This window comes from Micromonospora sp. NPDC047467 (genome assembly GCF_040643095.1).
Classification (GTDB): Bacteria; Actinomycetota; Actinomycetes; order Mycobacteriales; family Micromonosporaceae; genus Micromonospora.
Window position 1 is genome coordinate 468,579 of the sequence record NZ_JBEYTO010000001.1, and the last position, 17,730, is coordinate 486,308.

Below are 17,730 nucleotides of genomic sequence, written 5' to 3' on the forward strand. Positions count from 1 at the left end.
GGTGTGCTGATGTCGACCACAGATCGACCGCGGCGCAGCGCCGAGTGGTTCGGTGCCGAAGGCCGTAACGGGTTCGTCCACCGGTCCTGGATGCGTAACCAGGGGTTCGCGGACGACGTCTTCGACGGTCGCCCGGTGATCGGCATCGCGACCACCTGGTCGGAGCTGACACCCTGCAACGCCCACCTGCGTGACCTGGCCGAATCGGTGAAGCGCGGCGTGTGGGAGAGCGGCGGCCTGCCGCTGGAGTTCCCCGCGATGAGCCTGGGCGAGCCCCTCATGCGACCCACGACCATGCTCTACCGCAATCTGCTGGCGATGGAGTTGGAGGAGCTTGTCCGCGCCAACCCGCTCGACGGGGTGGTGCTGCTCTCCGGCTGCGACAAGACCACCCCAGGCCTACTGATGGGCGCGGCGAGCGTGGACCTGCCGACCCTCATGCTGACCGGCGGCCCGATGCTCAACGGCAAGTTCCGCGGCCAGGACATCGGCTCGGGCACCGTCGTCTGGCGCTTCACCGAGGAGGTGCGGGCCGGACGGATGACCGTGGCCGACTGCGCGGAGGCCGAGGTCGGCATGTCCCGCAGCCGGGGCCACTGCATGACCATGGGTACGGCCTCCACGATGGCCTGCGTGACCGAGGCGCTGGGGGTGCAGATGCCGGGGGCCGCCGCCGTGCCGGCGGTCGATTCGCGCAGGTACGCGCTCGCGCACGCCGCCGGCCGCCGGATCGTCGCCATGGTCGAGGAGGACCAACGGCTGTCCACGGTGCTCACGCGGCAGGCGTTCGAGAACGCCATCCGGGTCAACGCGGCGATCGGCGGCTCCACCAATGCCGTCGTACACCTGCTCGCGATCGCCGGACGCCTCGGCGTTCCGCTGTCACTGGAGGACTTCGACACACTCACCGCCGACGTGCCGATGCTTGTCAACCTGATGCCGTCGGGTACGTACCTCATGGAGGACTTCGCCTACGCCGGCGGGGTCCCGGCGGTGATGACGGAGATCGCCCCGCTGCTGCACCTCGACCACGTCACGGTCAGCGGAAAGAGTGTCGCCGACAACATCAGTGGCGCCCAGTGCTGGAACCGGCAGGTCATCGGCACCCTCGCGGCGCCGTTCCAGCCCGCCGGGTCGGGCACGGTGGTGCTGCGCGGGTCGCTCGCGCCGTCCGGGGCGGTGCTGAAGGTCTCCGCTGCCTCCGCCCACCTCCTCACGCACACCGGCCCGGCGCTCGTCTTCGACCGGATCGAGGAGTACGTCGTCGCGGCCGACGATCTGGACCTCGATGTCACCCCGGACACGGTGATCGTGGTGCGGAACGCCGGGCCACGGGGCTATCCCGGCTTCCCGGAGGTGGGCAACGTGCCCATGCCACGGCGGCTGCTCGCCGCCGGCATCACGGACATGGTCCGGATCTCCGACGCCCGCATGAGCGGCACCGGGTACGGCACCTGCGTCCTGCACGTGGCCCCGGAGGCGTCGGTGGGCGGCCCGCTCGCGCTGGTGCGTACCGGTGACCTGGTCCACGTCGACGTCCCGACGCGACGCCTGGACCTCCTGGTCGACGACGCGGAACTCGCGCTACGTCGTGCCGCCTGGCAGCCACCCCCGCTGACGGCTGACCGGGGCTGGACGCGGCTCTACAGCGAGCACGTCCTGCAGGCCGACAGGGGAGCCGACCTCGACTTCCTCGTCGGTGGCAGCGGCAGCGCCGTGCCCCGACACTCACACTGACCGGCGGCGGAACACCCTCGGCGGGCCGGTGATCGGGCACCGGCCCGCCGAGGGGCTCACGCGGTGGTGGAAATCAGCTTCCGGTGCAGGTGGCGGTGGCGCCGCTGCCGTTCCCGGTGCCCTGGAACCCGAACGTGGCAGTCTGGCCGGCGGCCAGTCGCCCGTTGTAGCTCTGGTTCGTGACGGTGATGGTGCCGCTCGTGCCGCTGTTGACGCCGTTCCACAGCGAGCTGACCGACGCCCCGCTCGGCAGGTTGAGGGTGACCCGCCAGCCGGTGAGCGCGCTGGCTCCGGCGGTCACGGTGACGTTGGTGACGAATCCGCCGTTCCACTGGTCCTGCACGGCGTAGACAGCGGTGCAGGCCGGGCTGCCGGTCGGGGGTGGCGTGGTGGGTGGCGGCGTGGTGGGCGGTGGGGTGGTGGGTGGCGGGGTGGTGGGTGGCGGCGTCGTGGGCGGCGGGGTGGTGGGCGGTGGGTTGTCGCCGAGCGTCAGGTTCTTCTGCTGGACGGTCCACTGGGTGCGGCACAGCCCGCAGTTCGCGCCGACGAAGTTGCCGCCGGCGGTCGTGTCACCCTTGAGACGCCACTTGAAGTAGAGCACCGCCACGCGGCCGAACTCGCCGCCGTTGGTCTGGTCGTAGGTGCCGCCGTGACCGACGTTCAGGTTGCCCATGAAGGCCGGCAGCCCGGAGGGCAGCTTGCCCCAGTCGTCCATGGCGTTCGGGTAGGCGATGTCGCTGGGACCGCCGACGAAGTAGGCGATTGGCTTGGTCAGTCTCCGCAGTTGGTAGTCGTCGGCGTCGTTCAACAGGCCGCTGCTGAAGATGCCGGTCGTGGTGACCCGGGGGTCGCCTGAGACGGCGTACGCCTCCAGACCTCCGCAGGAGAAGCCCGCGACGGCGACCTTGGACGTGTCGATCTTGTTGTAGTACTTGCTGCCCTGCCGGGAGTTCTCCGCGACTGCCCAGTCGATGGACTGGGTGAGCATCTGGGAGTTGGTGGAGCCGGACCCGTTCGGGGCGCCGTTGGCGATGGCGAGGAAGCCGTGGGAGGCGATCTCGCGGAGGAAGTTGCCCTGGGAGAGGCCGTTGGCCGAGCAGGCGCCGTTGCCCCACACGACGATCGGAAGGCGCTCGGACGGGAGCGTCTGCGGGCGGAAGATGGTGTGGTTGGCCAGGGTGGCCGACGTCTCGTAGTCGGCCGGATAGGGCCCGGAGCCGCCGACCGCGGCGCTGGCCGGCGTCACGCCGATCGCCATGATCACGGACGCGACCGGGACGATGGTGGCCGCCAGCCCGGCGTAGACCTTCGATCTTTTTCGCATTGACCCCTCCAGGGATATCGCGACGGCGCTCCCTGTGACGGCGGCGGCGATCGTGCGGTCGCGTCGCGACCAGCGTGGTCGGCGCGGGCCACGGGCCGGGTGGATGTGGGCGGCGTCCACCATCCGGCCGCGGTCGCCACGGGCGATCCGACGGGAGCTGTATGCACTTACTATCACCGCCGTAACGAAAAGTGTCAATGTCTGGTCTGCTGGGCCGCTGTCAGCCTGGGCGGGGCCGGCTGCCGTGCGTACCGCCGGTCGGCTCCGGTCGCGCGGGATCCCGCGAAGCCTGGAAGTGGGTGATCCAGGACGCGGCGTCCGGCCAGTGCGGTGACGCCACCTGGACGAGACGCGCCTGTGCGAGCGAGCCGAGCGTGGAGTGGATGTCCAGGAAGGTCTCCCTGGCCTGCTGGCGGGGCCAGGGCTGCGGCAGCAGATGCGGGGGCAGATCCGGGTCGGCGTCCGCGAACTTCCGCCAGGAGTCCATGGCGGAGGTCCGCGCCACCAGTGCCCTGGCCGGGGCCACCTGCCCGGCGAGGGCGTCAACCCGCAGCTCCGCGTACTGCTGGATGAAATCCGAGTACGCGGCAGCGAGACCGGTCAGGTCGTACGCGGAGGCTGGGCCGTGCGGCCCCGACTCGTCGTCGAACCGGACGTGCATGACCGACCACCGCGCACCCTCGACGTGGTGCAGCAGCTCGGTCAGCGACTCCTTCGCCGGCGCGGCGTCGGTTCCCGGCCGGATCCACACGCTGTCGTACAGGCCCACGAAGCGCAGCGCGCTCAACGCCTTGCGTACGGCGTGACGGGAGGCCTGGCCGGCGTTCGGAATCGAGAACGACACCAGCACCCACTCGCCGGTCCAGTGCGGCTGGTGGGCGCCGAAGGTCAGGAAGTGACGCATCCGGGAGCGGTGCTTGGCGATCGCCTGGGGCGTGAGGTGATAGACCGGCGACCGTCCGGTGCCCCGGGCCGCGATGAGACCACGTTTGACCAGTCGGGACAACGCGGCGCGGGCACTGGCTTCGCTGACCCCGAACTCCCGCAGGATCGCGATGACCGCCGACGACGGCAGGTCGGCGTCCGAGGAGTCGAGATATTCGCCGAGCAGGGTCGTCAGCAGATGCTGCGGGCTGGGCCCGACCTGGGCCCGGGGAACTCGGACGTCGTCGGCCGGCTCTGGGGCGTTCACCCCATCAGATTGCCCCACCGCGTCGCGCTCATCTCGCCGACCTGCGGTGAGACGGGCCATGAGCGCGGCAGACCAGGTCGCCTGGGCGGCTCATCCTCCGGTCGCGATGGCCGCGATGGCACCATGCGGTCGATGCTGGCCGTCGCCGGGCCGCCGCAGACGCTCGACCTCCGTGAAACCGGCTCGCGCCAGCCGCTCGGAGACCTCGTCGAAGGGCCAGCGATAGGCCGTCGTGACCTTGTGGTCGAAGGCGGCGACCTCGTCACCGTCGAAGAGACCGAGCACCAGCATTCCGGACGGGGACATCGCTCGCCGGAACTCGGCGAGCACACCGTCGAACTCCTGCGGCGGCAGGTGAATCAGTGAGTACCAGGCCAGGATGCCGGCCAGGGAGTGGTTGGCGACGTCGAGGCTCTCCAGCGACCCGAGCTGGTACCGACCGTTCGGGTGGGTCGCCCGCGCGTGGGCGATGAACTCTCCGACCAGGTCGAGACCCGTCGCCTCGACGCCCAGCGCGCGGAGGTGGTCGGTGAGGTGGCCAGGACCGCAGCCCAGGTCGAGCACCAGGCCCGGTCGGCCCGCCAGATGCCGCCCGATGAAGGCGAGGTCGTCGGGGTGTACCTGCTCGCTGGTGCCGAACAGCCCGATGTAGACCTCGGCGACGGATGCGTACGCCTGCCGAACCCGCTCCACGTTCACCGCCCGACTATAGGAGCCCGCGGGGTCGCAGGGTTGCTCAGGCGAAGTAGTGGCCGAGCGCGAGGTCTGCGATCAGCCCAGGCCGAGTCGGTTGCCAGTCGAGCAGGTCACGAGTGACATGCGCCGAGGCGGGTCCGTCGATTCCCCAGAGGGCGCCAAGCCAGCCGACGTAGTCGCCAGCCTCCTCGGGGCTGACCGAGACGGCGGGGACGCGCAGGTGGGCGGCGAACGCCTCGGCGACCGCGCGGATCGGTACGCCCTCGTCGTCGACCGCGTGCAGCACGGAGCCGGCGGGCGCGGACTCGACGGCGAGGCGGAACAGCCGTGCGGCGTCATCGCGGTGGACGGCGGGCCAGCGGTTGCTGCCGTCACCGACGTATGCCGCAGCGCCCTTGTGGCGGGCGAAGCCGACCGCGGTGGTGGTGAAGCCGTTGTCGCCCTTGCCGTGGGTGGCGGGTGGGAGCCGCACGAGCGAGGAGCGGACCCCGTGGTCGGCGAGGGCGAGAGCGTGGCGCGCGGTAGCCATCCGTCCGTCGGCACCGCTGATCGTGCCGGCGCTGCCGATGTCCGGGGTCAGCCCGTCGCGTTCGGTGGCGACGACACCGGACGGTAGCCCGAGCACGCCGAGGATGCCGGAGGCCATGACGAAAGGCTTGTCGGTGCCGGCGAGGGCCTCGCCGAAGGTGTCGACCGCCGTGCGATCGGCGGTGGTGGCGCCGGCAGCGTCGCCCGCGAAGAACAGGTCGTGCTTGAACGCGAGGTGGACGACGCCGTCGGAGGAGGTGGCCCCGTCGCGGAGGACGTCGAGATCGTCCAGCGATCCCGCGCGGACCTCGGCTCCCATCGCCCGCAGGGACTGGGCCGCCGCGTCCGAGCGGGCCAGGCCGGTGACCTTGTGGCCGGCGGCGATCAGCTCGGGGACGAGCCCTCGACCGACCCAACCTGACGCTCCGGTGACAAACACGTGCACGGGGACCTCCCTATTTCTAGAACGATCGTGCTAGGAATGAAGATAGTACGATCGCTCTAGTAACTGCAAGGCGAGCTGGATCACGAGGCGGAGCTGATGGGGCGGCCGGTCAATCACCAGCGGCGGGCCGACCTGCTCGACGCCGCGGTCGACTACGCGGTCGAACACGGGTTCGCCGAGCTGTCGTGGCGGCCGGTGGCCAGCGCCCTGGGGGTGTCGACCACGACGCTGGTGCACCACTTCGGCACCAAGGAGCAGATGCTTGAGGCGATCCTCGGGCGGTTGCGGGAGCGGACGTTCGCCGCCACGAGCGACGCGGTCGGCGACCAACCCGACCTGGCCTCGGCGGCGCGGGCGGTCTGGGCGCGCACCTCCGACCCGCGCCAGTCAGCGGAGTTCCGGCTGTTCTTCGCGGTCTACGGACGAGCCCTGCAGGCGCCGCAGCAGTTCGTCGAGTTCCTCGATCGGGTCGTGGCCGACTGGATGCGCTCCCTGGTCGACGCGCAGGGGCCGGGCACCGACCCGGCGGCGGCGACCCGCACCGCAACCCTGGTCATCGCGACGATCCGCGGCTTGCTCCTCGACCTGCTGACCACCGGTGACCGCGACCGCATCCAGGACGCCGCCGAGACCTTCCTGGCGACGCTGGAGCACGACGCGCCGCCGCGCTAGGCCGCGGGTGGCACCCGGTGCGAGCCTGGTTCGGGGAGGGAGGCTGGGACGTGGCGCAGGCCACTCCGGTCACCTGGCCGGCAACACCGCGATCCCCTGCATCTCGATCAGCAGGTGCGGGTGGGGTAACTGGTGCACGGCCACGGTGGTGCGCGTCGGCCCGGTCTCGTCGAAGAACTCGGCGTACACGTCGTTGTAGCCGCCGAAGTCGTTCATGCTGACCAGGTACGTGGTGACCTGCACGAGGTCGGACAGGTCCGCGCCGACGTCGCGCAGGATGTCACGCATGTTCTCGACGACGGCACGGGTCTGCGCGGCGATGTCCAGCGACGTGGTGCCCATGGCGTCCACCGTCGCACCGGCGATCGTGTTGTCGGGGCGGCGGCTGCTCGTACCGGACACGAAGACGAGACCGCCCGCGACCTTGACGTGCGGGAACCGGCCGCGCGGCACGGCCTTGCCGGCGACGACCCTGGCCCCGCTCATGCCGACGCCCGCAGCGACGCCGTGCCGAGCCGCTCGACGGTGACCCGCACGTGCGCGCCCGGCCGCAACGGCACGGCGGCCGTCGCCGCGCCGGCCAGCAGCACCCAGCCGTCGCGCAACTCCCCGGCGAGGCGGGCCGCCTCGGGCAGGGCGCGGCGCGGGTCGCCGAGTATCGCGGCGGTGGAGCCGACCTGCGCGACGCGGCCGTCGACCTCCAGCAGCACGCCGAGGTTGTCGACGCCGTCCGGCACCGGCCGCCACGGCCCGACGACGAAGCCGGAAGCGGACGTGTTGTCCGCGATCACCTCCGGCAGGGTGAACCGGAAGTCCACGTAGCGGGAGTCGATCAGCTCGATGGCCGGGGCGATCGCGGCGATCTCGCCGCCCTCGACGAGGAACGCGACCTCCGGCTCGACCTTCGGGTGGATGCGCCCGGACAGGTCGACGGTGCCGCCGTCGGGTACGTGCATCGCGTCGGTGAGCCGGCCCCAGATCACCTCGTCGACGCCCATCTGGGTCATCTTCGCGCGGCTGGTCAGGCCCAGTTTCAACCCGACCAGGGCCTCGCCGCGGTCCAGCCGTCGCGCCACCAGGGCCTCCTGCACCGCGTACGCGGTGGTCACGTCGAGGCCGGCGTCGGCGCCGAACTGCGCGACCGCGGTGTGCGACACGGCGGCCTCGTCGAGGCGGCCGGCGAGGGTGTCGATCACTTCGGGTCCTTTCCGGCGTCCCGGAGCAGGTCCAGCGCCACGTCGACGATCATGTCCTCCTGGCCGCCCACCATCCGGCGGCGGCCCAACTCCATCAGGATCGTGCGTACGTCCACCCCGTAACGCTCCGCGGCGCTCTCGGCGTGCCGCAGGAACGACGAGTAGACGCCGGCGAAGCCCAGCGACAGCGTCTCCCGGTCCACCCGCACCGGCCGGTCCTGCAACGGGCGCACCAGATCCTCGGCGGCGTCCATCAGCGCGAACACGTCGCAGCCGTGCTGCCAGCCGTTCAACTCCGCCACCGCGACGAACACCTCAAGCGGCGCGTTCCCCGCCCCGGCACCCATCCCGGCCAGCGAGGCGTCCACCCGGCGCACCCCGTGCTCGACCGCGACGAGGCTGTTCGCCACCCCGAGCGACAGGTTGTGGTGCGCGTGGATGCCGATCTCCGTCGCAGGGTCGAGCACCTGCCGGTACGCGTCCGCCCGCTGCGCCACGTCCGCCATGGTGAGCCGGCCACCGGAGTCGGTGATGTAGACGCAGTGCGCCCCGTACGACTCCATCAGCTTCGCCTGCGCCGCCAGGGTGCCCGGGTCGGCCATGTGCGACATCATCAGGAACCCGGCCACGTCCATGCCGTTGTCCCGGGCCCAGGCGATGTGCTGCGCGGAGATGTCCGCCTCGGTGCAGTGCGTCGCCACCCGCACGCTCGTGACGCCGAGATCGTGGGCGGCCCTCAGGTCGGCGATCGTACCGATGCCCGGCAGCAGCAGCGTGGTCAGCTTCGCGCGGGTCAGCACGGACGCGGCCGCGCTGATCCAGTCGGCGTCGGTCGCGGCGCCGTGGCCGTAGTTGACGCTGGATCCGGCGAGGCCGTCGCCGTGCGCCACCTCGATCGCCGCCACCCCGGCGGCGTCCAGCGCCGCCGCGATCTCGGTGACCTGCCCGATCGTGTAGCGGTGCCCGATGGCGTGCATGCCATCGCGCAGGGTGACGTCCTGGATGTAGAGGTCGGTCACGACGAGGCCATCCGTTCGGCGGTGCGCAGCGCGGCGCTTGTCATGATGTCGAGGTTGCCGGCGTACGCGGGCAGATAGTGACCGGCGCCGGAGACCTCCAGGAAGACAGCGACCTGAAGGCCGGTGAAGTGCCCGCCGAGCGCCGGCACGTGCGCGTCCACCTCGGTGAACTGCACGTCCTGCTTGAGCCGGTAGCCGGGCACGTACTGCCGCACCGCCGCCGCCATCGCCTCCACCGACGCGGCGATCGCCGCCCGGTCGGCGTCCACGTTCGGGCACAGGCAGTAGACGGTGTCGCGCATCAGCAACGGCGGCTCGGCCGGGTTCAGCACGATCACCGCCTTGCCGCGGCCCGCCCCGCCGACCACCTCGATGGCACGGGCCGTGGTCTCGGTGAACTCGTCGATGTTGGCGCGGGTGCCCGGCCCGGCCGAGCGGGAGGCGATCGAGGCGACGATCTCGCCGTACGCCACGGGCGCGACCGCGGCGACGGCCGCGACGATCGGCACGGTCGCCTGACCGCCGCAGGTGACCATGTTGACGTTGCGCTCGCCCAGGTGGGCATCCAGGTTCACCGGCGGTACGACGTACGGGCCGATCGCGGCCGGGGTCAGGTCGACCACCCGGATGCCGTGCTGGCGAAGCACCGCGTCGTTGTGCCGGTGCGCGCCCGCGCTGGTGGCGTCGAAGACGATGCCGACGTCGGCGAACTCCGGCATCGCGACGAGCCCGTCGACACCCTTCGCGGTGGTGGCCACGCCGAGCCGGCGAGCCCGGGCCAGGCCGTCGGAGGCCGGGTCGATGCCGGCCATCGCCACCATCCGCAGCGACTCCGACAGCCGCAGCACTTTGATCATCAGGTCGGTGCCGATGTTGCCGGAGCCGATTACCGCCACGCCGGTGGTCATGCGTCACCCTTCGAGAAGCAGGCCCGGACGCTGCCCAGGCCGGAGATTCGAGCCTCGTACGCGGCGCCCGGGGTGACCGTCACCATCGGCCCGAGCGCGCCGGACAGCACGGTGTCCCCGGCGCGCAGCGGCCGACCGTTCGTGGCGAGCGTCGCCGCCAGCCAGGCGACGGCGTGCAGCGGGTTGCCCAGGCACGCCGCCCCGGCGCCGACAGAGACCGGCTCGCCGCCGTGCTCCAGCACCGCCCCGCACAGCCGCAGGTCGACGTCGCGCACCCGGCGTGGGGTGGTGCCCAGCACGTACCTACCGCTGGAGGCGTTGTCCGCCACGGTGTCCACGATGGAGATGTCCCAGCCGGCGATCCGCGAGTCGACGATCTCGATGGCGGGCAGCAGGTGGTCGGTGGCCCGCACCACGTCGGCGACGGTGACCTGCTCGTAGGAGAGGTCGCGGCCGAGCACGAATGCCACCTCCGCCTCGACGCGCGGTTGCAGCAGGCCGCGCAGGTCTATCTCGGCGCCGTCCGGGACGGCCATGTCGCCGAAGAGGACCCCGAAGTCGGGCTGGAAGACGCCGAACGCCTCCTGCACCGTCCGCGACGTCAGGCCCACCTTCGCGCCGACCGGCCGGCGGCCCTCGGCGAGCCAGGCCGTGACCTGCGCCTGCTGCACGGCGTACGCGGCCCGCAGGTCGCCGGCCGGCAGCAGGTCGTCGCGCAGCGGAGCCCGGGCAACCCCGGTGGCGTACGCCTCGCGCAGCGCCGCCGCCGCGGCTTCGATGTCGGCGCTCATCCGAGGTCCACGCAGACGTTGGTGAGTTCGGAGTAGAAGTGCAGCGAGTGCGTGCCGCCCTCACGACCCACACCGGACGCCTTCACCCCGCCGAACGGGGTGCGCAGGTCCCGCAGGAACCACGTGTTCACCCAGACGAGGCCGGCGTCGAGCCGCGCCCCGGCCCGGTGCGCGCGGCCCACGTCGCGGGTCCACACGGTGGCGGCCAGGCCGTACTCGCTGTCGTTGGCGAGCGCGAACGCCTCGTCCTCGTCGTCGAACGGCGCGATGTGGCAGACCGGCCCGAAGATCTCCTCGCGGACCGTACGGGAGTGCTGCCGAAGTCCGGTCAGGACGGTGGGCTGCACGTACGAGCCGCCGTCGCGGTCGTCGCCGAACACCGGCACACCACCGCCGGCCAGCACGGTGGCACCCTCGGCGCGGGCCAGTTCGTAGTGGCCGAGCACCTTCTCCCGGTGCTTTCCGGAGATCAGCGGCATCGTCATCGTCGCCGCCTCCGACGGCCAGCCGAACGCCAACTCCTCGGCACGCTTCGCCAGCCGGGCCGCGAACTCGTCGAAGACCGGCCGCTGCACGTACAGCCGCTCGGTGCACAGGCACACCTGGCCGCCGTTGGTGAAGCTGGACCGCACCGAGCCCTCGACTGCCGCGTCCAGGTCGGCGTCCGCGAAGACCAGCCCGGCGTTCTTGCCGCCCAACTCGAACGAGACGGCCTTCACGCCGTCCGCGGCGGAACGCATGATGGCCGAGCCGGTCGCGGACTCGCCGGTGAAGGTGATCGCGTCCACGCCGGGGTGCCGGGTGAGCGCCTCACCCGCCGAGCCGGGACCGAAGCCGTGCACCAGATTGAAGACCCCGTCGGGTACGCCGGCCGCGGCCATCACCTCGGCCAGCACCGTCGCCGACGAGGGCGTCTCCTCGCTGGGCTTCACGACCACGGCGTTGCCGCACGCCAACGCGGGCGCCACCTTCCAGGTCAGCAGCAGCAGCGGCAGGTTCCACGGAACGATGATCGCCACCACGCCGACCGGCTTGCGGACCGCGTAGTTCAGCGCCCGCCCACCGCCCGCCGTGACGGTGGTGAACGACTCCGTCGGCGTGGCCGTAATGACGTCGGCGAACGCGCGGAAGTTCGCGGCCCCGCGCGGGATGTCCAGGGTGCGGGCCTGCGACACCGACTTTCCGGTGTCGGCGACCTCGGCCGCGACGAGGTCGTCGAAGCGGCGTTCCAACTCGTCGGCGACCCGGCGGAGCACGACGGCCCGTTCGCCCTCACCCATCGCGCCCCACGGCCCGCGCAGCGCGGCCCGTGCGGCGGCCACGGCCGCGTCCACCGTGGCGGAGTCCGCTTCGGCGACGTGCAGGATCGTCTCGCCGGTCACCGGCGACACCTTCGCGAACGGGGTGCCGCCGGTGACGAATTCACCACCGACGTAGTTGGGCAGCAGCAGGTCGCCGCTCGGACGGCCGTCGATCAGGCCGCTCGGCCAGCGGGTGGTACGCCCGGATGTCATGGCGGTCCTTATCGTTCGATCGTGGAGTCGGCGACGAGTGCCACGATGGCCGCGTCGGCCGTCGGCTCACCCGTCGCCGCGGCGGCCGCCTCGTCGGTGGCGACCAGCACGACGGTGCCGACGCCCACGTTGAGCGGGTCGATCGCGACGAGGTCGGGCCCGTCGGTGCGGGGCCGGACCAGCACCAGCCGGCGGCCCTGCAACGCCGGCAGGATCTTGTCCGGCCAGACCTTGGCGATGACCTCGCCGAGCATCATCAGGCGTCTCCCCGCAGGCTCGCCATGACCTCGCGGATCCGGGAGGCCTCCGGGTCCTCCAGCAGCGCGGCAGTGGTGGGGTGGGGCTTGGGGTACACCTGCGAGCTGCGCAGGTCGCCGTGTGCCCGGATGGCGGCCTCGCCGGAGGCGACGGCCTGTCGAACGGCCGCGAGGGTGCCCTGCACGGCGACGGCGAGGTAGCCGCTGGTCACCCGCTCCACGGCGATGCAACGGACGTCCGCAGTTTTGATCATGGCTTCGATTCCGGCGGACAGGGCCACGACGCCCCGGGTCTCGACGATGCCGATGGCGATGTCAGAAGGCATGTGCTGTTCTCCTTACCGGGTCAGTTGCCGACGAGACGGGGGTCGACGGCGAGCGCCGACACCGCGTCGCAGGGGCTGGCGAAGACGATGGAGTGGACCGTCCGGCTCTTGGCCTTGGCGGTCGCCTCGCCGATGTCGACGGCCTCCTCGACGGTGGCCAGGTCGCCGCGCAGCGCGACGGCGACGATGCCGCCGCCGAGGCGGACGACGCGGGTCACCTCGACCTCGGTGGCCTTCACCATCGCATCGACTGCGTCGAAGATGGCGGTGTAGCCCTCGGCCTCGACGAAGCCGGCAGCCATGTTCCGCATGGTTTCTCCTTTTCCAGTGTTTAGGGCAGGTTCCAGGACAGGACGGCGCCGCCGGTGCCCCAGAGCGGTCCGTACCCGTGCAGCTGCGCCGGTCCGGTCGCCGCCCCGGCGCCGGCGGCGAACGCCAGCGCGCGGAACTGGCTGTCGGCCTGCGCCTGGCGGGCGAAGTCCTCGCGGATCTTCAGCGCCTCGTCGACCTTGCCGGCGGTCAGCAGGTCCAGCACCCGCCGGTTCCAGCGGTCGTGCGCGGGGTCGCCGATGTGGTCCTCGTGCGGCTCGATCCACTGCTGGATCAGACCGGACGACATGCCGGAGACCACCACGACGGCGGCGCGTACGCCCGCCTCGCGGGCCGCGGCGGCGCCGGCCGCGCCGACGTCGGCGAGCGTCTGCGCGTCGGCGTACAGGTTGCACGACACCTGTGACCAGCGCAGCTCGCGGCCCGGGTCGAGCAGCGCCGAGGTGACGATGGTGCCGGTGTCGATCGGGAAGCCGTCGTAGCGGGTCCGCCGGGCCTGCATGCCGTCCTTCTGCACCTGGTCGGCCCACCGCTCGGTGAACGGCACGTCGAAGCGCAGGTCGTAGCGGAGCAGGCCGTAGTCGTAGGCGTACCAGTTCTCGTCGACGTGCTCGCCGCGCGGGTTCGGGTCGCACTGGAACTGGTGGCCCAGAACCGTGAACCACTGCGTGGACAGCAGCAGCACCACGTCGGGCTTGAGTCGGCGCAGCCGGTCGCCAACGTCGCGGGCGGCGTTGGCCAGGTCGGCCCAGCACTGCGCGGGCTTCTCCGCCAGCAGGTGCGGCATGCCGGGCAGCAGCGCCCCGGCGATGATCCCGGTGTCAGGCACGGCGGTCTCCTTCGGGCGTCCACTCGACGACCGCGTTGCCGGTGCCGATGATCGTGCCGTAGCCCATGACGTCGCCGGGTATCTGCGGCCAGCCCATCGCGGCCAACATCCAGGTGAGGCTGCCCGCCTTGGTCTCCGACGCGGTGGCCTCGATGTGCTCGGGGATCAGCTCGCGCAGCGGCGCGGTCGGCCCGCGGCGGATCGCCTCCAGCAGCTTCATGTCCCAGCGGTACTGGTGGTTGTTGTACGGGTGCTCGCGTTCCATGTCCTCCGGCAGCTCCGGCTCCTCGTGCCAGTGCAGGTGCGACAGGGAGTTGGAGGCCAGCAGCACGGCGCGGCGGCCAGTGCGCTCCACGGCCCGGCGGGTCGCCTCGCCCAGCACCTCCATCTCCTCCAGCGACGCGTCGGAGTAGAAGTACGGGTTGTTGTTGGCCGACAGCGACACCACCGGGATGTCCCAGGCGGGGTTGACCAGGTGCAGCGCGCCGATCGTGGCGTAGTCCACCCGTACCCGTGGGTCCCGCAGTTTGCGGGTGACCAGGCCGAGGTCGCTGGCCTCGTCGGCGATGGCCTCGCCCAGCTCCACGTCGGAGCGGAAGTCGTAGGAGTACCGGAACAGGTGCGGGAAGATCGGCTCGACGGAGACGCCGCGCGGGTTGGGCACACAGTTGACGTGGTGACCGACCATCGTGATCCAGTGCGGGGCGTGCACGATCAGCACGTCCGGGCGGTGCACCTCGCGGATGCGCTTGCGCAGCCGCTCGTACGCCCAGCGCAGCACCTCCCAGCCGCCGGTGGAGCGCGGCTCGTTCTGCGGCGGGTTCTCCGCGTATATCAGGTGTGGCGGGTGCGGGCTCATGATCCCGGCGACGATGCCGGCGCGGGCGGACGCCTCCTGCGGCAGCCGCTCGGTGGTGCCGGTGCGGCCGACGCCGCCCGGACGGGCGGGCGCCACGGGCACCCGGAAGACTCTGCTCATGCCGGTCCCTCCCCGGTCGTGCCCCGGTCGGCCAGCACCCGCACGAACGTGCGCTCGTCGGGTTCGGCGCCGAGGATCTGCAGCCCGTCGTCGTCGAGGGCCAGTTGGTCGTCGGCCAGGCCGGCGTCGTGCCGGACCCAGGCCCGCAGGGGCGCGGGGTGCGTGCCGTGGATCTCCACGAGGGCACCCTCGGCCAGGCCCGCGCCGGGTGCCACGTAGACGATCCGGCGCCGGCCGCGCTCCCCGGCGTACGGCTCACGGTCGGTGGTGGTGACGCGCAGCCACCGCCGCCCCCCGCGCATCTCCTGCCGGGTCGCCGCGGTCCCGCCGAGGTCGACCCGGCCGTCGTCGTCGAGCCGCAACCCGTAGCGGCGTTCGGCGTCGGCGGCGCTGAGGTATCCCTGCGTCACGTCGTCGGCGACCTCGGCGGGTTCGCGGTCGAGCGGGTCACCCCACCCGCCGCCGCCGGCGGACTCCATGACGAGGACGTCGCCGGCGCGCATGGTGAAGCCGGCGACCTTGCCGGGGGTCGCGAAGTCGACCCGCTCGCCGCTCGCGCGGCGCACGAACGTGACGGTGGGGGCGCCGGGGCCGCCGTGGTGCAGACCGTACGGGGGCACCGTCGTGCGGTCGGTCTGCACGGAGTAGGCGCCGGTGCTGGCGAGCAGTCGGGTTTCGCGCCGGCTGCCGAGCCCACCGCGGCGCGTCCCGTCGCCGCACGAGCCGAGGCGCAGTTCGGACGCGTCGATGAGGATCGGGATCTCGGTCTCCAGCCGTTCGACGGACTGGATGGTGGAGATGTCCCCGAGGTCGACGGGGTTCATCGCGCTCGGCCCGTCGGATTCGAGGAATCCACCGTTGCCACCCGCGGGGTAGTCGTAGTACAGGTAGGGCCGGCCGGTGCGTTGGTCCACGCCGCCGATGAGGTTCTGGAAGGTGGTTCCGAATTGGTCGGCCGCGATGAGGTCGGGTGCGACCTGGCTCAACGCGGCCATGACGGCGGAGATGACGCGCTTGCGCACCTCGCTGTGCGCGTTGGCGGGGGCCGGGTAGGCGACGTGCACGACGGTGCCCTGCTCGGTGTGCACGCGCAGCGGGCGGAAGGCGCCGTGGTTGACCAGACCACCGGGGTCGAGCGCGCTCTTGACGGCGATGAAGACGCCCGCGACGGTCATCGCTCGCGAGGAGTTGACGACGGCGGCGACCTGTGTGGACGAGCCACGGAAGTCGGCGTCGATCTCGTCGCCGTCGACGGTGAGCACGCAGCGCACCAGCGCGGGGTCGTACCGGCCGTCGGTGTAGAGGTCGAGGTAGTCCTCGTAGCGGTAGACGCCGTCGGGCAGCTCGCGGATGCGGTCGCGCAGTCGCTGCTCGGTGCGGTCCATGTTGGCGGCGACGCTGTCGAGCAGCAGTTCGGCGCCGTAGCGGCCGACGAGTTCGCGCAGCCGGCGCTCGGCGGTGTGGCAGGCGGCGATGCAGCTCTCCAGGTCACCGCGTCGCTCGTCGGCCATCCGCACGTTGGCGAAGAGGATGGCGTACGCGGCGGCGTTGGGACGGCCCTGCTCGATCAGCTTGATCGGCGGGACGCGCAGTCCCTCCTGGAGGATCTCGGTGGCCTGCCCGGAGACGCTGCCGGGGGTCATCCCACCGATGTCGGCCCAGTGCATGCGTACGCAGGGAAAGAGGAACAGCTCGTCGTCGACGAAGACCGGGGTGATCAGGGTGACGTCGTTGAGGTGGCTGCCGCCGCGGTACGGATCGTTGACCATGTAGAGGTCACCGGGGCGCATCTCGTCGGCGAAGTCGGCGAAGATCTCCGCGACGGAGGCGGGCATGGCGATGACATGCCCGGGCATGTCGCGCCCCTGGGCGACCATCTGACCCTTCGGGTCGAACAAGGCGCAGGAGAAGTCCTGCGCGTCCGCGATGACGGGGGAGTGCGCGGTGCGGAAGATCGTTTGGCGCATCTCGCGCACGATCGAGATCAGACCTTCGGTGACGATCTCGAGGTCGATCGGGTTCAACGTCTTGGTCATGCGACGCCTCATGTGTTCCGGCTCGTGGTGCCAAGTGGCTTGGCTCTGACCTCCCGTGGACCACATTGTGGTCCGTGGTTTATATTATGAAACACTACCAAGCGAGAAAGTGGGAAGCAAGATGTCGCAGGCCGCAGGACCGTCCCCAGCTGCGGAGGAGCCCGTCACCCGGGAGTCCGGCACCCAGGCGCTCGACCGCGCCCTCAGCGTGCTGCTGGCCTTCCGCAGCGGGAGCGTCGAACGCAAGGTCAGCGACGTCAGCCGCGAGCTGGGACTGCACAAGTCGACCGCCAGCCGGCTGTTCCGGGCCCTGGCCGACACCGGCTTCCTGCAACGCAACGACGAGACCGGCGCGTACCGGCTCGGCGTCACCGTCTTCGAGCTGGGCGCCCGCTTCCTCTCCGGGCTCGACATGCACGCGCTGGCCCGGCCGCTGCTGCACCAGCTCGCGCAGGACCAGGGCGAGTCGGTCAACCTGTCCATCCGCGACGAGCTCGACGCGCTGTCGATCTACATCGAGCACGGCACCCGCAACGTGCAGCTCGTCTCCCGCCTCGGCCGGCGCATCCCGCTGTGGTGCAGCGCGGCCGGCAAGGCGCTGCTGCTCGACCACGACGACGAGCAGATCCGTGCCCTGTTCGTCGACACCGAGTTCACGCCGCTGACCCGCAACACCGTCGCCGACCTCGACACGTTCGCCGAGCGGATGCACCAGGCGCGCGAGCAGGGGTGGGCGCTCAACGACGAGGAGAGCGAGGAGGGCCTGCGCGTCGTCGCCGCGCCCGTGCGCGACCAGTTCGGCCACGTCGCCGCCGCGATCAGCGTCTCGGGGCCGATCTTCCGCCTCGACGAGGCCCGCGTCGCCGAGCTGGCCGCCGCCGCCGTCCGGACCGCCGACGAGCTGTCGCGTCAGATGGGCCACGGCGTGGGCGCGATCTGGGGACACTGACC

The 17,730-nt window shown here is 71.6% G+C and carries 19 protein-coding genes; 3 read left to right on the forward strand and 16 right to left on the reverse strand.

The features are described 5' to 3' along the window. The first annotated feature begins 9 nt into the window (after positions 1–9). Positions 10–1,737, forward strand: coding sequence for an IlvD/Edd family dehydratase (locus ABZ780_RS01905; RefSeq protein WP_357483161.1), 1,728 nt, complete (start codon positions 10–12; stop codon positions 1,735–1,737). 73 nt (positions 1,738–1,810) lie between these two features. Here the strand turns inward: ABZ780_RS01905 and ABZ780_RS01910 are convergent, their stop codons facing one another. The 4 genes from ABZ780_RS01910 to ABZ780_RS01925 form a co-directional block, all read right to left on the reverse strand. Continuing rightward, positions 1,811–3,061, reverse strand: coding sequence for a cellulose binding domain-containing protein (locus ABZ780_RS01910; protein ID WP_357483164.1), 1,251 nt, complete (start codon positions 3,059–3,061; stop codon positions 1,811–1,813). 220 nt (positions 3,062–3,281) lie between these two features. Continuing rightward, positions 3,282–4,253 carry a PaaX family transcriptional regulator C-terminal domain-containing protein gene (locus ABZ780_RS01915; protein WP_356999288.1) on the reverse strand — a complete coding sequence of 324 codons (972 nt, stop codon included), beginning with the start codon at positions 4,251–4,253 and terminating at the stop codon, positions 3,282–3,284. Positions 4,254–4,343: 90 nt separating this feature from the next. Next, positions 4,344–4,952 carry a class I SAM-dependent methyltransferase gene (locus tag ABZ780_RS01920; RefSeq protein ID WP_356999291.1) on the reverse strand — a complete coding sequence of 203 codons (609 nt, stop codon included), beginning with the start codon at positions 4,950–4,952 and terminating at the stop codon, positions 4,344–4,346. Positions 4,953–4,989: 37 nt separating this feature from the next. Next, positions 4,990–5,922: an SDR family oxidoreductase gene (locus ABZ780_RS01925; protein ID WP_356999293.1), complete on the reverse strand. Its 933-nt coding sequence runs from the start codon at positions 5,920–5,922 to the stop codon at positions 4,990–4,992. Between the two features lie 96 nt (positions 5,923–6,018). Between ABZ780_RS01925 and ABZ780_RS01930 the strand changes: the two genes are divergently transcribed. Next, positions 6,019–6,594, forward strand: coding sequence for a TetR/AcrR family transcriptional regulator (locus ABZ780_RS01930; RefSeq protein ID WP_356999296.1), 576 nt, complete (start codon positions 6,019–6,021; stop codon positions 6,592–6,594). A 69-nt stretch (positions 6,595–6,663) separates the two neighbouring features. On the opposite strand, the gene ABZ780_RS01935 is transcribed toward ABZ780_RS01930, so the two are convergent. From ABZ780_RS01935 to ABZ780_RS01990, 12 genes are read right to left on the reverse strand one after another with little or no spacing between them, the layout of a single operon-like run. Beyond that, positions 6,664–7,080, reverse strand: coding sequence for a RidA family protein (locus tag ABZ780_RS01935; RefSeq protein ID WP_357483168.1), 417 nt, complete (start codon positions 7,078–7,080; stop codon positions 6,664–6,666). Beyond that, positions 7,077–7,790, reverse strand: coding sequence for a fumarylacetoacetate hydrolase family protein (locus tag ABZ780_RS01940; RefSeq protein ID WP_357483171.1), 714 nt, complete (start codon positions 7,788–7,790; stop codon positions 7,077–7,079). Before ABZ780_RS01940 ends, ABZ780_RS01935 begins: the two co-directional genes overlap by 4 nt. Further along, positions 7,787–8,809: a 4-hydroxy-2-oxovalerate aldolase gene (dmpG, locus tag ABZ780_RS01945; RefSeq protein ID WP_357483174.1), complete on the reverse strand. Its 1,023-nt coding sequence runs from the start codon at positions 8,807–8,809 to the stop codon at positions 7,787–7,789. The genes ABZ780_RS01940 and dmpG overlap by 4 nt, the downstream gene beginning before the upstream one ends. Continuing rightward, entirely contained in the window at positions 8,806–9,717 is a 912-nt protein-coding gene (locus ABZ780_RS01950) for an acetaldehyde dehydrogenase (acetylating) (protein ID WP_357483177.1), read from the reverse strand. Before ABZ780_RS01950 ends, dmpG begins: the two co-directional genes overlap by 4 nt. After that, positions 9,714–10,508, reverse strand: coding sequence for a fumarylacetoacetate hydrolase family protein (locus ABZ780_RS01955; protein WP_356999309.1), 795 nt, complete (start codon positions 10,506–10,508; stop codon positions 9,714–9,716). Before ABZ780_RS01955 ends, ABZ780_RS01950 begins: the two co-directional genes overlap by 4 nt. Continuing rightward, complete coding sequence (locus tag ABZ780_RS01960; RefSeq protein ID WP_357484060.1) at positions 10,505–11,983, reverse strand: 2-hydroxymuconic semialdehyde dehydrogenase; 1,479 nt, start codon at positions 11,981–11,983, stop codon at positions 10,505–10,507. The genes ABZ780_RS01955 and ABZ780_RS01960 overlap by 4 nt, the downstream gene beginning before the upstream one ends. Before the next feature lie 47 nt (positions 11,984–12,030). Further along, on the reverse strand, positions 12,031–12,279 hold the full coding sequence (locus ABZ780_RS01965) for a EutN/CcmL family microcompartment protein (RefSeq protein ID WP_356999312.1): 249 nt from the start codon (positions 12,277–12,279) through the stop codon (positions 12,031–12,033). Next, on the reverse strand, positions 12,279–12,605 hold the full coding sequence (locus ABZ780_RS01970; RefSeq protein ID WP_356999314.1) for a BMC domain-containing protein: 327 nt from the start codon (positions 12,603–12,605) through the stop codon (positions 12,279–12,281). The genes ABZ780_RS01965 and ABZ780_RS01970 overlap by 1 nt, the downstream gene beginning before the upstream one ends. Before the next feature lie 20 nt (positions 12,606–12,625). Then, entirely contained in the window at positions 12,626–12,916 is a 291-nt protein-coding gene (locus ABZ780_RS01975; RefSeq protein WP_354824231.1) for a BMC domain-containing protein, read from the reverse strand. 20 nt (positions 12,917–12,936) lie between these two features. Continuing rightward, positions 12,937–13,764: a 2-amino-5-chlorophenol 1,6-dioxygenase subunit alpha gene (locus ABZ780_RS01980; protein WP_356999317.1), complete on the reverse strand. Its 828-nt coding sequence runs from the start codon at positions 13,762–13,764 to the stop codon at positions 12,937–12,939. Continuing rightward, complete coding sequence (locus ABZ780_RS01985) at positions 13,757–14,743, reverse strand: tRNA U-34 5-methylaminomethyl-2-thiouridine biosynthesis protein (protein ID WP_356999319.1); 987 nt, start codon at positions 14,741–14,743, stop codon at positions 13,757–13,759. The genes ABZ780_RS01980 and ABZ780_RS01985 overlap by 8 nt, the downstream gene beginning before the upstream one ends. Next, positions 14,740–16,779: a hydantoinase B/oxoprolinase family protein gene (locus tag ABZ780_RS01990; RefSeq protein ID WP_356999322.1), complete on the reverse strand. Its 2,040-nt coding sequence runs from the start codon at positions 16,777–16,779 to the stop codon at positions 14,740–14,742. The genes ABZ780_RS01985 and ABZ780_RS01990 overlap by 4 nt, the downstream gene beginning before the upstream one ends. 121 nt (positions 16,780–16,900) lie before the next feature. Here ABZ780_RS01990 and ABZ780_RS01995 point away from each other — a divergent pair, with 121 nt between their 5' ends. Next, on the forward strand, positions 16,901–17,728 hold the full coding sequence (locus tag ABZ780_RS01995) for an IclR family transcriptional regulator (RefSeq protein WP_357483180.1): 828 nt from the start codon (positions 16,901–16,903) through the stop codon (positions 17,726–17,728). The last annotated feature ends 2 nt before the right edge of the window (positions 17,729–17,730 follow it).

What these genes read in the sequence shown, in the direction of transcription:
- ABZ780_RS01905 (WP_357483161.1), top strand. Translation starts at nt 10, where the DNA reads ATGTCGACCACAGATCGACCGCGGCGCAGCGCCGAGTGGTTCGGTGCC.
- ABZ780_RS01910 (WP_357483164.1), bottom strand. Translation starts at nt 3,061, where the DNA reads ATGCGAAAAAGATCGAAGGTCTACGCCGGGCTGGCGGCCACCATCGTC.
- ABZ780_RS01930 (WP_356999296.1), top strand. Translation starts at nt 6,019, where the DNA reads ATGGGGCGGCCGGTCAATCACCAGCGGCGGGCCGACCTGCTCGACGCC.
- ABZ780_RS01935 (WP_357483168.1), bottom strand. Translation starts at nt 7,080, where the DNA reads ATGAGCGGGGCCAGGGTCGTCGCCGGCAAGGCCGTGCCGCGCGGCCGG.
- ABZ780_RS01950 (WP_357483177.1), bottom strand. Translation starts at nt 9,717, where the DNA reads ATGACCACCGGCGTGGCGGTAATCGGCTCCGGCAACATCGGCACCGAC.
- ABZ780_RS01955 (WP_356999309.1), bottom strand. Translation starts at nt 10,508, where the DNA reads ATGAGCGCCGACATCGAAGCCGCGGCGGCGGCGCTGCGCGAGGCGTAC.
- ABZ780_RS01965 (WP_356999312.1), bottom strand. Translation starts at nt 12,279, where the DNA reads ATGATGCTCGGCGAGGTCATCGCCAAGGTCTGGCCGGACAAGATCCTG.
- ABZ780_RS01970 (WP_356999314.1), bottom strand. Translation starts at nt 12,605, where the DNA reads ATGCCTTCTGACATCGCCATCGGCATCGTCGAGACCCGGGGCGTCGTG.
- ABZ780_RS01975 (WP_354824231.1), bottom strand. Translation starts at nt 12,916, where the DNA reads ATGCGGAACATGGCTGCCGGCTTCGTCGAGGCCGAGGGCTACACCGCC.
- ABZ780_RS01985 (WP_356999319.1), bottom strand. Translation starts at nt 14,743, where the DNA reads ATGAGCAGAGTCTTCCGGGTGCCCGTGGCGCCCGCCCGTCCGGGCGGC.
- ABZ780_RS01990 (WP_356999322.1), bottom strand. Translation starts at nt 16,779, where the DNA reads ATGACCAAGACGTTGAACCCGATCGACCTCGAGATCGTCACCGAAGGT.
- ABZ780_RS01995 (WP_357483180.1), top strand. Translation starts at nt 16,901, where the DNA reads ATGTCGCAGGCCGCAGGACCGTCCCCAGCTGCGGAGGAGCCCGTCACC.